The organism is Candidatus Accumulibacter contiguus, assembly GCF_012940005.1.
Classification (GTDB): domain Bacteria; phylum Pseudomonadota; class Gammaproteobacteria; order Burkholderiales; family Rhodocyclaceae; genus Accumulibacter; species Accumulibacter contiguus.
In genome coordinates this window covers 1-15147 of sequence record NZ_SPMX01000027.1, presented here as the reverse complement: position 1 = coordinate 15147, position 15147 = coordinate 1, and the positions used below count along the sequence as shown (strand labels likewise).

Here is a 15147-nt window from a genome sequence, read left to right as displayed (position 1 = left end):
CCTGAGCCGGAAACCAGCAGCAGACCGGGCATTGCCTGCCGGCCTGCGGACTGAACCAGAAAGAGGAAACTGTCCATGGAAGTATCGCGTATCCGCGCTCTGCGCGGTCCCAATCTCTGGAGCCGGCACACGGCGATTGAAGCGATTGTCTACTGCGAGGAAGAGGAGCGCAGCATCGACCAGATGCCGGGTTTCGAGACCCGTCTGCGCGAACGCTTCCCCGAACTGGCGATGCTCGGGCCGGCAGGTCATGATGAGGCGATATCGATGGCACAGGCCCTGGAGTTCGCGGCGCTTGGCCTGCAGGCACAGGCCGGCTGCCCGGTGACATTCAGCCGCAGTGCGCAGACCCTGGAACCGGGCATCTACCAGGTCGTCGTCGAATACAGCGAAGAGGCCGTTGGCCGCCTGGCATTCGAACTCGCGCAGGATCTCTGCAAGGCAGCGGTCACGGCCACGCCTTTCGACCTCACCGAAGCGCTCGATCGCTTGCGCGAACTCGACGAGGACGTCCGCCTGGGCCCCAGCACCGGTGCGATCGTTTATGCCGCAATGGCGCGCAACATCCCCTACCGCCGCCTGACCGAAGGCAGCATGGTGCAATTTGGCTGGGGCAGCCGGCAGCGGCGCATTCAGGCGGCAGAAACCGACCGCACCAGCGCCGTTGCTGAATCGATCGCCCAGGACAAGGAACTGAGCAAGGAACTGCTGCACGCTGCCGGCGTCCCGGTTCCCGTCGGCCGGCCGGTGCTGAGCGCCGAGGACGCCTGGGCGGCCGCCTGCGAGATTGGCGCCCCGGTCGTCGTCAAGCCGCAGGACGGCAACCAGGGCAAGGGTGTCGCAGTCAATCTCAGCACCCGCGAACAGATTGAAGCTGCCTACGTGATCGCATCCGAAGTGAGCGACGAAGTTCTCGTCGAACGTTACCTTCCAGGCCACGATTACCGCCTGCTGGTGGTGGGGGACAAGTTGATCGCCGCCGCCCGACGCGATCCCCCGCTGGTCATCGGTGACGGGGTGCACAACATTCGCCAGTTGGTCGAACGGGTGAACAGCGACCCGCGCCGCGGCGAAGGGCACGCCACCTCACTGACCAAAATCCGCCTCGATGAGGTGGCTCTGGCCCGCCTGGCCAATGCGCAACTGACTCCGGAATCGATCCCCGCCAGGGGCCAGCGCATCGTCCTGCGCGACAATGCAAATCTCTCGACCGGTGGTACGGCAACCGATGTCACCGCCGACGTTCATCCCGAGTTTGCCGCGCAGGCGATCGCTGCCGCACAAACCATCGGCCTCGATATCGCCGGCGTCGACGTCGTCTGTGACAGCGTCCTGCGCCCGCTCGAAGTCCAGGGCGGCGGCATCGTCGAAATCAACGCCGCACCGGGACTGCGCATGCATCTGCAGCCCTCGTTCGGCAAGGGTCGGCCGGTCGGCGAAGCAATCATCGCCAATATGTTTGCCGCCGGCGACGATGCACGCATTCCACTGGTTGCCGTCGCGGGAACGAATGGCAAGACCACCACCGTCCGCTTGATCGCCCACATCCTGGGTCAGCAGGGTCTGCGTGTCGGCATGACCACTACCGACGGCGTCTATGTCCAGGGCCGGCGTATCGATACCGGTGACTGCAGCGGCCCGAAGAGCGCCAAGAATGTCCTGCTCCACCCCGACGTCGACGCCGCCGTCCTCGAAACGGCGCGCGGCGGAGTGCTGCGGGAGGGACTCGGTTTCGACCGTTGCGACGTAGCCGTGGTCACCAACATCGGTCTCGGCGACCACCTCGGGCTTTCGTATATCAGCACCGTCGAAGACCTGTCGGTGGTCAAGCGCGTGATCGTCCAGAACGTCAGACCGGGAACCGGCGTCGCGGTGCTCAACGCCGCCGATCCGATGGTTGCCCGGATGGCCGATTCGTGCCCCGGCAACGTCACCTTCTTCGCCGGTGACCGGAATCATCCGGTGATGGCCATGCACCGCGCGCAACGCAAGCGCGTCGTCTATCGCGACGGCAATTCGATCGTCGCTTCCGGCGGCGGTGTCGAACACCGCATCGCCCTGGCCGAGATCCCGCTCACGCAAAACGGCGCCATCGGTTTCCAGGTCGAAAACGCAATGGCGGCGGTGGCCGCGGCCTGGGCTCTGGGGCTCGATTGGCCAACGATTCAGCGTGGCCTCGGCAGCTTCGTCAACGATACAAGAACGGCGCCTGGACGCTTCAATCTCTTCAGCTATCGCGGTGCAACGCTGATTGCCGACTATGGCCACAACCCGGACGCCATGCAGGCACTGGTCGACGCCATCGACAACCTGCCTTCGCCGCCGGGCAGCAAACGTTCGGTGGTCATCAGCGGTGCAGGTGACCGGCGCGATGAAGACCTCCGCCAGCAGACCGAGATTCTTGGCGATGCCTTCGATCGGGTTCTGCTTTATCAGGACCAGTGCCAGCGTGGTCGAGCGGATGGAGAGGTGCTGGCACTACTGCAGGAGGGTCTGAAAAATGCCCGGCGAACCTCCGAGGTCAGGGAAATTCGTGGCGAGTTCCTCGCCATCGACAGCGCTCTGGCCGAAGTGCAGGCGGGAGATCTTTGCCTGATCCTGATCGATCAGATCGAGGAAGCCCTGGAACACATCAGCAGGCGGGTTGCCGAGGGTTAGACTCAGATCACCTGCTCTCCCGGATGCTGCGATGCGTCCAGTTTCAGGATGGGTGCGGCTCTTTTGAGCCACGGTTTCTCTGCGATCACGCAGCCAATTTGATGGCATCGTTCTGCGGTGCCGACACATATAGAGCCGATAGCTGACTAGCAGACACTGACGGAGGCATATCCCGTGTCAGAACCCGCAGTGAGGGTCCGTTTCTTAATTAGTGTCTGAACGAAAAGTCTAAAAAACGCCTTTACTACAAATGCTTAGGTGCTACTTTACAAAACGAAGATTTTGGCATTTGAAGTTCATATGCATAAATATGACAAAGTTTGAGCCGTTTAACCCCAAATATCTCTAGTGCATAAAATATTCGTTTCTGAAAAACCCACTCAAAGCCTTGCGCGGCAAGGCTCTTGGAATTTCCGTTCAGACACTAATTAGTGCCTGGCAGAAAATCCCCGTTTTGGCAAAAAAGTGGGGGTCTCGCGCCTCCGGAACGTGGCTGAGCGCCGCGAGATATCATTGATCGCGTTCGACTTTGCGCGCGAATCGAGCTTGACCGCCAAAAGGATGCATATGGCATTATCGATGGTCGAGCGGAGCGCCGCATCGTTCGTTTGACCCTCGTCAGCGGTGTCAGGCGGCTCGGGTTTGCGGCTCGGGCACCAGGGCTTTTGTACGGGCAGTCTGCTCGCGAACCACACCCCCCAGGCGATGGATGTGGCGCGCCAGGACAGCCAGCGCCACGTAGCGTTTGAAGCCGACGATTCCGTGATCCGGGCACAGATCGAGCCCGAAATGCTCCAGGCCATTGATCGCGGATTCCACCGCGGAATGCTTATGCCGCGCCTGGACAAATTCCGGTGCCGTTTCCCTCGCATCATCAGCGGCCGAGTGGCGGCCTTTTTTGGGGAGGGCGACCAAGTCCAGTCGCGCTTCGAGACACGATCGATTCGACGGACTGTGAAAGCCCTTGTCGAAGCTCACGACCCGCAAACAGTCGCAGGTTGTCTTTCAGGGTCTGTAATTCGTACCTGTGCGGATCGTACCAGTCGGCATGCCCCAACATTTGGCGCAACGTCTTGTGCTGATTGGCGAGTTCCTGTAACCGGTCGTAGTCCGCGTCAAGCCCGAGACGCACGACGCCCAGCACCAGGATCTTCCACTGCTCCATGCCGGGTCGCCCCAGTGCACTGCTGGCCAGCTTGCCATCAGCATGGCAGGGAAGCACTTCCTCGAGGATCGCAAAGACTTCGTCTCGCAGTTCGCGATGCGTATAAATGTGCTGCAGCCCGACGAGCAGTTTCGGGATGTCGTCCCGCGATTTGGGATCGAGCACGATGGCTTCGATCGGAAACTCGCCCAAACTCGCTTGCCGCTTCATGACTTCCCGCATCGCTCTTTCCTTCGACTGAAGTTCGTCCCACAAAACCCCAAGCGGTGGAGGAAAGTCGCCTTCCACAGCAATCACCACCAGAATATCAGCTAATAATCAGACATCTACGAATTCAACCCAAAAGTATATTGCTCTGGCATTGCCATCTTCGCTCGTCATCGCGTATTGTAACATACTGATAAAGCGTGTGTTTTCTGGTTTTCCACCAAACACTAACTACCGACTGGTGGAATGGGGTTCCAGTGGCACCCACCCGATGCTCGCGGTTCACCTCCCTCAAGGCACCCGCTCTGGCCGCCTGAAGGATGGTCAAGAATTCGCCAACAGTGTCACGGTTACGTTCTCCACCCGTTCCGGCGTAGCCGCCGGGAATTCAGCCAAAAAATGAGAATTGCTGATCCAGGTCAACAGAAGACCCTGATAGCGATGGTACATTTTTGGTGAGATCAAGGCAAATGGAGTGTAAGCTCCAGACGCAAAGCTTCAGACCCTAACCTGAAGTCCGGGAGGGTGGCTGGGTTTCCTCAGCCCAATCAACGAACTTTGGATCTGCGTCATGCCTGCCATCAAACTCTCGAGTACCGCCGCCGCGACCGGCGGCTTCGTTATCAACGGCGATAGCGCCGGTGACTTGAGCGGTGTCATTGTCGACGACGACATTCACGGTGATGGTCTGGCCAGCCCGATCGTCGAGGCACCTGGCGGCGACCCCGTAGCCGGCAGCGCTGCCGGGCGCCGGCCAACAGCAAACAGCCAAGCGACGGACCTAGGAGTTTACCTGACCCTGGCTCAGAGCACCCTCCGCCAATTCCTGCTCAATCCCGATTTCGAAAACGATATCCACCAGGTTTTCGGAAACGGCGTCGACCCCTTGCGGGCAAGAATGCTTGTTCAGGGCTTCGCCGAGCCGGATTTCATCTCCTGGCCAAGGCTGGAAATCTGCCCAGAAGTGGAAATCAATCGCGCCCAAGGCGCTTATGCGGCGGCAACCGACACGATTTATCTGGCGAGAGAATTTCTCTCTGAAAACGCCGATAAGCCCGAAGCGATCACATCTGTCCTGCTTGAGGAATTGGGGCACGCGCTGGACGTGCGCCTGAATGCTGCCGATTCACCGGGCGACGAAGGGGAGTTTTTTTCGGCTCTCGTCCGAAACCAGGTGCTGACTGCTTCCGACTTGGAACGAATGCGGGCCGAAGACGACAGGGTTGCACTCTTGCTCGATAGCCAATCCGTGCTTCTCGAACAATCGACCTCCAATCTGGGTTCCAGGCAGGGTTATGGCTATCTGACCGACTTCATATACTATGGCGACCCCAGCGACAATTGGGACTTCTCCACCGTCCTTACTGGTGGATCCGGCGACTATGTCCGCGTCTCGTCGAGTTCCACCTACGTCGATCTGGTGCTTCGCTTGTACGATCAATATGGTGTTTTTATCGAAGCGGATTACGACGATGATCCGACCAATGGGAACCTGGAGACTATATCGCTGGCAGATGTTCCGGCCGGCACCTACACAGCAACGGTATTTGATTACTATTCCGGCGATTACCTGGGTTGGAGCAATGCCTACTACACACTCGAAATCAATGCGCCGCAAATTCCCAAGGACCACTTCGAAGGCAACGATACACGTCCGACTGCGACGCCCGTTAACAGAGGGGTATCGCTGCCTGGCATTGGCTACTATTTTTCCGATCTATCCATCGACCGGCCGGGCTCCACCACTGGCGATGTCGACGTCTTCAAACTTACGACCACCCGCGTCGCGACGAATACTGACATTATCCTGAGCCTTGTCACCGGTACCGGCGATATCGATCTCGAACTCGAAGACAGCTCCGGGAATATCATTTATACGACCTACTGGGACGCCACAGGATACGACTGGAATGCAATTCCCTTGGCCGGACTGCAGCCGGGAACGTACTATTTGCGAGCCGGAAGTTATGAAGGGAACGTCACCTCATCCTACGATCTGCTTTTCTACCTGCCACAAGCACCCACACCTGATCACTATGATGCCACCGCGAGCAATAACACCCGGAATACGGCCACAAATTTGGGGGAGGTCAGTGGATTCCGGCAAGAAACCGATTTGTCTATCGATCGTGCTTCTGATGTCGACTGGTTCAAATTCCAGCTTTCCGGACAAGGGTCAAACCAGAATTATCTCCAGATTGATTTCGACGGTTTGCAGGAAGATCTGGATATCGAACTGTATAATTCCGCAAACCAGTTGATCGATTATTCAATCGGAATCGAAGGTGTGGAAGCCATTGCGCTGTCCGGGCTGACCGCTGGAACCTATTATTATTTGAAGGTGTATGGGTATAATCAGAGCACCAGCGATTACAGCCTGACGATCAATGCGCCTGGTACCAATAGCAACATTAGAACCGACTCTTTCGATAGCGTCGCCAGCAATAATACCCGTGCCACTGCAACAAATCTTGGCGCTCCTCAGTACGGCTGGCTTCAGAGTGCGGGGTTTTATGCATGGGAAAAGCTATCCATCACTTCGGGCGATCAGGACTGGTTCAAGTTTCAATTGAACGGCACCGGAAGTTACGGGAATTATGTTGCCGCCACATTTGATACCACCAAGGGTGATCTGGACCTGAAGCTTTATCGGGAAAGCGGAACAACTCCTGTGCTCCAGTCGACCGGTTTCCGGGATATGGAAAGAATCGATCTGAACGGTTTGACTCAAGGCACTTATTACATCCATGTGGCGGGGTATCAGGGCGCGACCAATCCCGATTACACCCTGGCCATCAATGCTCCCGGCAATGACTCCTATGAGGACAACGACCGCCAAGACGACGCGAAAACGCTCACCCGTGCGACGGCGCAGCAGACCTGGAATAATCTGTCGATCGACGACGCCGACTGGTTCAAGTTCAGCCTGCCGGGCAAGGGCACCAACAACGATTTTGTCCGGATTGATTTCTCGCATGCGCTCGGCGATCTGGATCTGAAGCTATGCAACAGCGCTGGGAATACCATCTCCGGACGTACTTCATCTGGCGTCGGTGACCACGAACAGATTTCTCTCGATGGGCTAAACCCAGGCGATTACAAGATTCAGGTTTACGGTTACAACAATGCGAAAAACCCCGCTTATTCGCTCACTATCGCTGCCCCTGTAGCCAACAGCCAGGATTGGGCAGAACCCAACAACAATCGCACACAGGCGACCGAACTGAACTCGCTGACCCATCCCGGTTCCGACCTGGTTCAACTCGGCATCGATGCGGCGCGCCCGCTGTCGATCAATAGCCAAACCGATGTCGATTGGTTCAAGTTCACTCTGGCGACGGCTGGACGCAGCGGCGATTTTGCGCAAATCAGTCTGGATCACACGGCGGGCGATCTCGATTTATATCTCTATGACGCCTCCAACCAACTCATCGGAAAATCGGAAGGCGTCGCCAATCTGCACGCCATTGACCTGAAGGACCTGAAGGCCGCGACCTACTATCTGGAAGTCAAGGGCTACAACGGGGCGACCAACTCCGCCTATGCACTGTCGGTTCAGGCGCCGTTCACCCAGACTGGCGGTGACTGGGCGGAAGGCAACAACGACGCAGTGCATGCCAAGGACCTGGGCGACGTCAGCAGTCCTTACAGTCAGGGCAACCTGTCCATTCAGGCGTCCGATGTGGATTGGTTCAAGTTCCATATCGGTGCAACCGGCGAATCCGGCGACGCGGTCGGCATCAGTTTCAATCACGGCCAGGGAGACCTGGATATCGCCCTCTATGCTGCCGACAGGACGACCTTGCTGGACAGTTCCACTGGCGTCACCGGCCTGGAGAGCATCTCCCTCAACGGCAAGACAGCCGGGGATTATTATCTCAAGGTCTACGGTTACCAGGAAGCTGCCAACCCCGACTACACCCTGTTCATCGACCCGCCCAAGGACACCCAGGGTGATTGGGCCGAAGGAACCTCGGGCAACAATACCGTTGCAAGCGCCTATAACCTCCGCAATGTGGAGGGTTTGCAGACTTGGGCCCCGCTCTCTTTGCATCAAGCCTCCGACGTGGACTGGTTCAGGTTCACCACGCTGAAAACGGATGCCAGTGACTTCGTGCGGATTCAGTTCGACCAGACTCAGGGTGACCTGGATTTGTATCTCTACGACTCGAGCGGCGCGACACTGTTGGGCAAGGCGGAAACCACCGACAACGTCGAGCAGATCAAGCTGGCCGATGCCAGCGGCGCATCGTTGCCCGCGGGAAGCTATCTGGTCAAGGTGGCGGGTTACCATGGCGCGGCCAATCCGAGTTATCAGCTTTCGATCAACGCCCCGGACAACAATCCCGCGGACTGGGCCGAAGGCAACGATACGCGGGCGGCAGCCAAAGCCTTGCAGACCGTCGAGGGGACTCAAGCCTTTTCCGGGCTTTCCTTGGATCACGCCGGCGATGTGGACTGGTTCAGTTTCTCCACCGTCGGAATGGGCGGCCCCGGTCATTCGGTGAGCATTCAATTCGATCACACGCAGGGCGATTTGCAGCTTCAACTGTTCGACAAGAACGGCGAGAAGTTGGGAGAATCGTTGTCCGACAGCGACCGGGAAGCCATTTCCCTGGAAAACCGGCCCACCGACGAATACCAATACTTCGTCAAGATTTACGGAGCCACCGGCAGCACCACAAGTCCGAGCTATTCCCTGGATTTCGACACTCCGCAGACGCTGAAGCCAGATTTCGCCGAGGGCAACGACGGCAACGACACCCGGCAAAAAGCCTACGACCTTCGCTCGGTTTCCGGCACCTTGCAGGTGGGGGGATTGTCGATCAGTCCGGCCGGCGACCAGGATTGGTTCAAGTTCACCCTCGACAAGGATGCCACGGCCGGCGACAAGGTCCGCATCGACTTCGACAAATGGGAAGGCGATCTCAGCCTGGAACTCTACGACGCCAGCGGCAGCCGTTTGGCCAGTTCGACGACGTCGGAAAACTTCGAGGAGATTTCCCTGGCGGGGAAAGCCAAGGGGACTTATTTCGCCAAGGTTACGGGAAACGACGGGGCGACGAATCCGGAATATAACCTGGCCGTGACTGGCACGTCGGCGCCGACATCCGATGCTGCAGAAGACAACAATCGCCCAATCGACGCCTACGATTTGCGGAATGCCACAGATATGAGCGTGGCGAGCTCGCAGACGCGCTCCTCCCCCCCCCTATACATACCCTCCTGGATGGACTGGCATTTTGTCTACTATTCCTGCTTTAAATCTGAGCGCCCAATACTCATATAATCAGGCTTATCATCAGGCAAATGTTCCCACCTCGATTATTTCGCAACAGTTTGGTCAGAATGCTTCGTCGGATTTTGATTTTAGCCGTACTTGGTCTTTATTAGACCAGGGACAAAACCTTAGTAACTTTGGAAACGATTTTTTTTTACCATGGCGGAACAGCACGTCCAAGTTATAATGGTAGCAATTTGAGCTTTGGCAACACATCTAGTTCTTTCCTCTCGCCGAGTTCATCCTACTGGAATACCTCCCTGCCCAGCCCATCGAATTACGGTGGTTCTGGGAATTATTCGCAGGGTAGCTTCACCCCGACTTACTATAGTAATTATGGACGTCCAAGTAACTTCTTCTTACCAACTTCTTCTTATTGGAATACCTCCCTGCCCAGTCCATTGAATTACGGTGGTTCTGGGAATTATTCGCAGGGTAGCTTCACCCCGACTTACTATGGTGGCAACGGGAACTATATTCTAGGCAGTGTCAACCCGATGGCCTATGGAGGTTTGGGAAATCTGGGGCGCGCGGAGACAGCCAGTTTGGCCATGCCGAACCTTTCAATAGATGCGCCTGGCGACCAGGACTGGTTCAAGTTCGAACTCAGCCGCGACGGCGCTGACGGGCAGTTCGTCGGTATCCGTCTCGATCACACCCAAGGTAGTCTGAAACTGGAACTTTTCGAAGCTTTCGATCCGACCACCAATACCACCGAAGCCCAATACCAAAGACACCTGATCGAACTCGCCGACGGCAACGGCGACAGCGAGCAGGTCAGCCTGGCGGGTCTCGCGAAGGGGAGCTATTACGTTCGGGTCACCGGCGTCGAAGGCGCGACCAACCCCAACTACAGCCTGGAACTCAGCGCGCCGCCCCAGGGCGACGCGGCTGGTGATTGGGCAGAAGGCAGCGCAGGCAACGATACCGCCGCCACGGCCTATGACCTGCGCGATGTTGAAGGTGGACGGGTTCTGACCGGCCTGTCTATCGATACCACTAGCGATCGAGACTGGTTCAGCTTCAATACCAGGGGTGTTGGCCATGAAGGTGACAGGGTCCGGATCGACTTCGACAATGCTTCCGGCGATCTGGATATGGTTCTCTACGATCAGAACGGGACCGTCGTGCGAGGGGAATCCAGAGGTACTGAAAATTTCGAGGAAATCAGCCTCAAAGACCTGGCTGCAGGCCCGTACAAGATTGAAGTCTCGGGTTATAACGGTGCCGTCAACCCGCAGTACACCTTGTCGATCATCGCGCCGGACACCTCGCTTTCTCCGGACAGCCTGGAACCGAACAACGGTTTCGAAACCGCTTTCAACCTTGATCTCACCAGTGGTGTCACCACCATCAACGCCACCATCCACGCTGCCGACCACGACTACTTCAAATTCACCACCACCACCAGGGGCACTGCCGGTAGCAGCCTCGGCATCCAGTTCGAAGCGGGCCGAGGCGATCTGCAACTGCAACTGTACGACCAGAACCACATACCCAAGGCCATGGCCACCGGCGTTGGTGGCAACGAATCGCTTTCGCTCGACGGACTGGCCGTCGGCACGTACTACGCCGAAGTCAAAGGGGCAAACACGGCTACCGCCAACGCCTACCAACTGCATCTCGATGCACCGACCAGCGGCGAGACCGCAAAACCGCAAAACGACTGGACCGTCCTGGTGTACGTCACCGCCAGCACTCTGGAGCCATTCTCCTTCGCGGACATCAACGAGATGGAAAAGGCCACGGCTGGGCTGCCGGGGAAGGTCAATTTCGCTGTCCTCTGGGATCAAAGCTCGCTGGGCGAGACCTACGCCACCGGCGGCAGCGCGGCCTGGGGCGACACCGGTCGGGCGGTCATTCTCGCCGATAGCCGCGACGACACCATAGCGACGCCCTTCGAACGTATCGGCGAGAAGGACACTGGCAATCCCTCGACGCTGGTGGACTTCGTCCAATGGGGCGCAACAGCCGCCCCGGCCAGCCATTACGCGCTGGTGATGTGGGATCATGGCGGCGGTTCCATTGGTGGCTTCAATCTCGATAACGAAGGCAACGAAGATGCGCAGTCGGCGACTCGCCTGTATACCTCGGAACTCGCCTCTGCACTGAGCACTCTTGAAGCCTCAGGCATCCACAACGTGGACCTGATTGCTTTCGATGCCTGTCTGATGGCGAACGTGGAAGTCGGATACGCGCTGCGCAGTCACACCGATGTGCTTGTTGCCTCGGAAGAGGTGGTGAATGGGAACGGGTTTGACTATACGCAGGCGTTTTCGACGCTGGGCATCGACTCGCAGGCGTCAGCGTCGACCCTGGCCGCTGGTCTGGTCGACAGCTTCCAGCAACAAAACCAGGGCCGACCCGAGGATACCCTCGCCGCTCTCGATGCCGGGAAGTTCGACAGCTTTGTCGGCAGGCTGAAAGCCTTTTGCGATGGCGCTGTCGCGCTGACCGACTCGGCCAACTGGAACGCCATTTATCAGGCACGCGCCGCTTCCACGCACTTCCAGGATCCGTCTTATTGCGATCTCGGCCAGTTCCTGCAAAACGTCGCCGGCAGCGTCAGCAGTCTCAAGGATGTCGCTGGCGCAGCTTATGATTCCCTGCAGGCCGTGGTGATCGATCAGACGGCCGATCATCGCCAGACGCAGGGCCTGTCCATCTATTTGCCGGGCAGCGGCACGGTGAATGCCAGTTATCCGGTCGAGAACCAGGCTTTTCTGGCGGCGACGGATTGGGGCAACTTCCTCAATGCCTTCCTCACCCGCCCCACCAGCCGTAGCACCGGCTTCCAGGGAGATTGGGCGGAATCCAACGACGTCGCCGCACGCGCTTACAACCTGCATGGATTGATCGGCGATGGTCATTCGTTCACCGGGCTGAGCCTCGACAGTGCTGCCGATGTGGACTGGTTCCGTTTCACCATTGAGCAGGCCGCGGTGACGGGCGATGGCGTGACGGTAAACTATGATCCGGCGGACGGGCAGAAACTCAAGCTTTCGCTCTACTACTACGACCAGACCACCACCGCCTATACCGCCCTTCCGACTTCGAATACCGGCACTGGCCATGAAACGGTCAGTCTGAGCGGGCAAGCGGCGCGCGAATATCTGGTCAAGATCGAGAGCACGGGGTCTGGCGGCGTCTCGCAGTATTCTCTCAATGTGAACGCTCCCGGAACCGTCGCCAACGGCAAAGACTGGCTCAATGGCAACAAGAGCGTTGGCAAGGCGCATGACCTGGGCGTGATCGCGGCGGACGCCTGGTTTGCCGGCCTACGGGTGGATCCCGCCAATCCCGACTGGTTCCAGTTCGAAGCGCCGAAAACTCAGGAGGCTCAACCGGGCACCGTGCACATTGAAATTCCCGGTAGTCAGGTGGTCACCGTTGAGTTATTCGCGGTACACGACGACGGAACAGCCGGGAGCCTGCTCGATTCCGTGACCGGCAGTACGTCTCTCGAAATCCACTATCCAGGCGATCCAGGAGACAAGTACTTCCTGAAACTCAGCCAGCAGAGTACGGCTTCCGCCGCTGGCTACACATTGGACTTTGCTCCTGCGGAAAACACTGCAACCTCAACCTATATCTTGGCTGCCAATGCCGCAAGTTACGATGAAGGATCGAGTGCAATGTTCACGCTCGCCACCACGGGTGTCTCGAACGGTACAGTTTTGCCGTATGTCCTGTCCGGCACGGGCATCACCGCGGCCGACCTGATAGGTGGTGCGCTAGCTGGCAATGTCACAGTGAACAACAATACGGCGACCATTACGGTACCACTCGCCAATGACGCCCAGACGGAAGGCGACGAGACGCTGACCGCCTCGATCAGCGGCACATCCGCCACGGCTTCCATCCGGATAAGGGACACCAGCACCGGTACCATACCCTCGCCGCCTCCCATCTCATACACCGTCCCCGGCACCTTGGGCAACGACTTCTTCCTTCCATCCGCCGGCAACAACTATCTGGGCGGTGGCGGCAACGACACCTACGTCATCAGCCCCCATACGCTGTCTGGTGCCGTCACCGCCAAGATCACCGACACGGAAGGCAACAATATCATCCAGCTCGTCGACGGCATGACGATCAGCGCCAGCAGCTTCTACGGCAATGCGGCGCAACTGACGCTCGCCAGTGGGGCCATCGTCCAGGTCCTCGGCGCCTCGACGTTCCGCTATCAGGTCGGCGCCAACGCACCCGCCGGTGACACCGCCACCACCCAGACCTATTCCCAGTTCGCCGCTACCCTGGGTGCTTCCGTACCTCCCGGCTCGACCCCGGTTCCCGGCACCGCGGGCTACGTCGTTCCCAGCGGTTTCACGCAGGCTCCAACGCTCACCCCGGCCGTTGCCGGAAGTACCTTCACGGTCCCCGGCACGCTCGGCAACGACTTCTTCATTCCCTCGGCGGGCGACAACTATCTGGGTGGCGGTGGCAACGATACCTACGTGATCAGCCCGATGACCTTGGCCGGTGCCGTTACCGCCAAGATCACCGACACCGAAGGCGCGAACGTCATCCAATGGGTCGACGGCATGACCCTCACCGCCAGCAGCTTCTACCACGACGCCGCGCAATTGACGCTCTCCACCGGCGCCAAGGTGCAGATCCTGGGTGCGTCGAAGTTCCACTTCCAGCTCGGCGCCAACGCGCCCGCCGGCGACACGGCCACCAGTCAGACCTATGCCGAGTTTGCAAACACCCTGGGAGTGACCCTTCCGGCAGCCGGTGCCGCTCCGGTCAGCGGCACCCCCAACTTCATCGTCCCGAGTAGCAGCGTCTCCGCCTTCACAGTGGTCGACCTCAGCTCCGGCACGGTGACGGCGAGCGCAGCGGCGGAAGAATTCCGCTACGACTTCCAGATCGTGGGCGGTCGAATCACCAAAGCAGGAGATGGCGAAGTGACCATCCACGGCTTCGACGTCGTCAAGGACAAGCTGGTGTTCGTCAATACGACCAATCATACGGTCTATAGTGAGGCCGAGTTCAAGGTGCTGCCAGGCGTGTCTGTCGCCGCGGATCCATTCGGTAACAATACCTCGATCTATTTCGACCCCGCCTCCGGCATCGCAGGGGGAGTGACCCTGACGGGCATCTCTGATGCATTGCTTTCCCAGATTGTGGTGGAAATGATGTAGGAGAAACCGTGATTCGTACAGTCCACTGGTGACGCTGAGAACTCTGAGCAAGGCTCAACTTCAGAGCCAGAAAAGCCGTGGCATGCTGCCCCACAGCCCGAAATTGCCTACAGTTCCTCTGAAACAAGGAAAAAGATCATGCCGCGCCAAATCCTCTCGGTCGATCGCAGCGTTCGGGATAGGGAGATTCCGCTCGCCAGCGCAACCCACAATGTCCCTGCCTCCGCCGATTTCAGCGCCACACGCATCGTCGGTGGCGATTGGTTACCAGAAGCCACTACAGAACGTGTTGAAGCGGTCACAGTGGCGAGCGAGTTGTTCGAGATCTACAGCAGCAACTTAGTATCTGTCCAGAAATAACTTGTACAACTTATACGAGTAGGCGACGATCTCGTCATGAGTAATGACGAGCTAGTTGAAACGATCCGTAAGAAGTTCGAGCGCGTGTCCACGGTTTTGGATGAGCGGGGGCGGTCGTGTGTGGGCGTTGGCGGAAGCCGAGGCGCTCGGTTACGGCGGACAAAGCATCGTCGCTAAAGCCACGGGGCTATCGCGAATGACGCTGTATTCGGAAAAATGCGGTCATGCCCAAGGACGACCCGGCGGGTTCTCGTAGACACGTCCGAAAAGCAGGGGGTGGACGCAAGAAGCTGATCGAGCACGAGCCGACATTGCTCTCGGCGCTGGAA

The 15147-nt window shown here is 58.4% G+C and carries 5 protein-coding genes, 2 pseudogenes and 1 riboswitch; of the genes and pseudogenes, 5 read left to right on the top strand and 2 right to left on the bottom strand.

Translation table 11 applies throughout. From position 1 onward, the window contains the following. Positions 1-75: 75 nt before the first annotated feature. Positions 76-2658, top strand: a complete 2583-nt coding sequence (gene cphA / locus E4Q08_RS11135; protein WP_169070444.1) for a cyanophycin synthetase — start codon at positions 76-78, stop codon at positions 2656-2658. A 627-nt stretch (positions 2659-3285) separates the two neighbouring features. On the opposite strand, the gene E4Q08_RS26375 is transcribed toward cphA, so the two are convergent. Together E4Q08_RS26375 and E4Q08_RS26370 are read right to left on the bottom strand one after the other, a co-directional pair. Continuing rightward, complete coding sequence (locus E4Q08_RS26375; RefSeq protein ID WP_408612939.1) at positions 3286-3477, bottom strand: hypothetical protein; 192 nt, start codon at positions 3475-3477, stop codon at positions 3286-3288. 166 nt (positions 3478-3643) lie between these two features. Beyond that, positions 3644-4045: pseudogene (locus E4Q08_RS26370) on the bottom strand (ISNCY family transposase); the annotation flags it as partial. 440 nt (positions 4046-4485) lie between these two features. Continuing rightward, a riboswitch (cyclic di-GMP riboswitch) is annotated at positions 4486-4572 on the top strand. Between the two features lie 29 nt (positions 4573-4601). Between E4Q08_RS26370 and E4Q08_RS11125 the strand changes: the two are divergent. The 4 genes and pseudogenes from E4Q08_RS11125 to E4Q08_RS26365 all read left to right on the top strand — a co-directional run. Then, entirely contained in the window at positions 4602-9320 is a 4719-nt protein-coding gene (locus tag E4Q08_RS11125; RefSeq protein ID WP_169070443.1) for a pre-peptidase C-terminal domain-containing protein, read from the top strand. Positions 9321-9508: 188 nt separating this feature from the next. Beyond that, positions 9509-14458, top strand: coding sequence for a clostripain-related cysteine peptidase (locus E4Q08_RS11120; RefSeq protein ID WP_169070442.1), 4950 nt, complete (start codon positions 9509-9511; stop codon positions 14456-14458). A gap of 138 nt (positions 14459-14596) precedes the next feature. Beyond that, the gene (locus tag E4Q08_RS11115; protein ID WP_169070441.1) at positions 14597-14818 is read left to right on the top strand and encodes a hypothetical protein; all 222 of its coding nucleotides are present in this window, start codon (positions 14597-14599) and stop codon (positions 14816-14818) included. 36 nt (positions 14819-14854) lie between these two features. Further along, positions 14855-15147, top strand: a pseudogene (locus E4Q08_RS26365) (ISAzo13 family transposase); the annotation flags it as partial.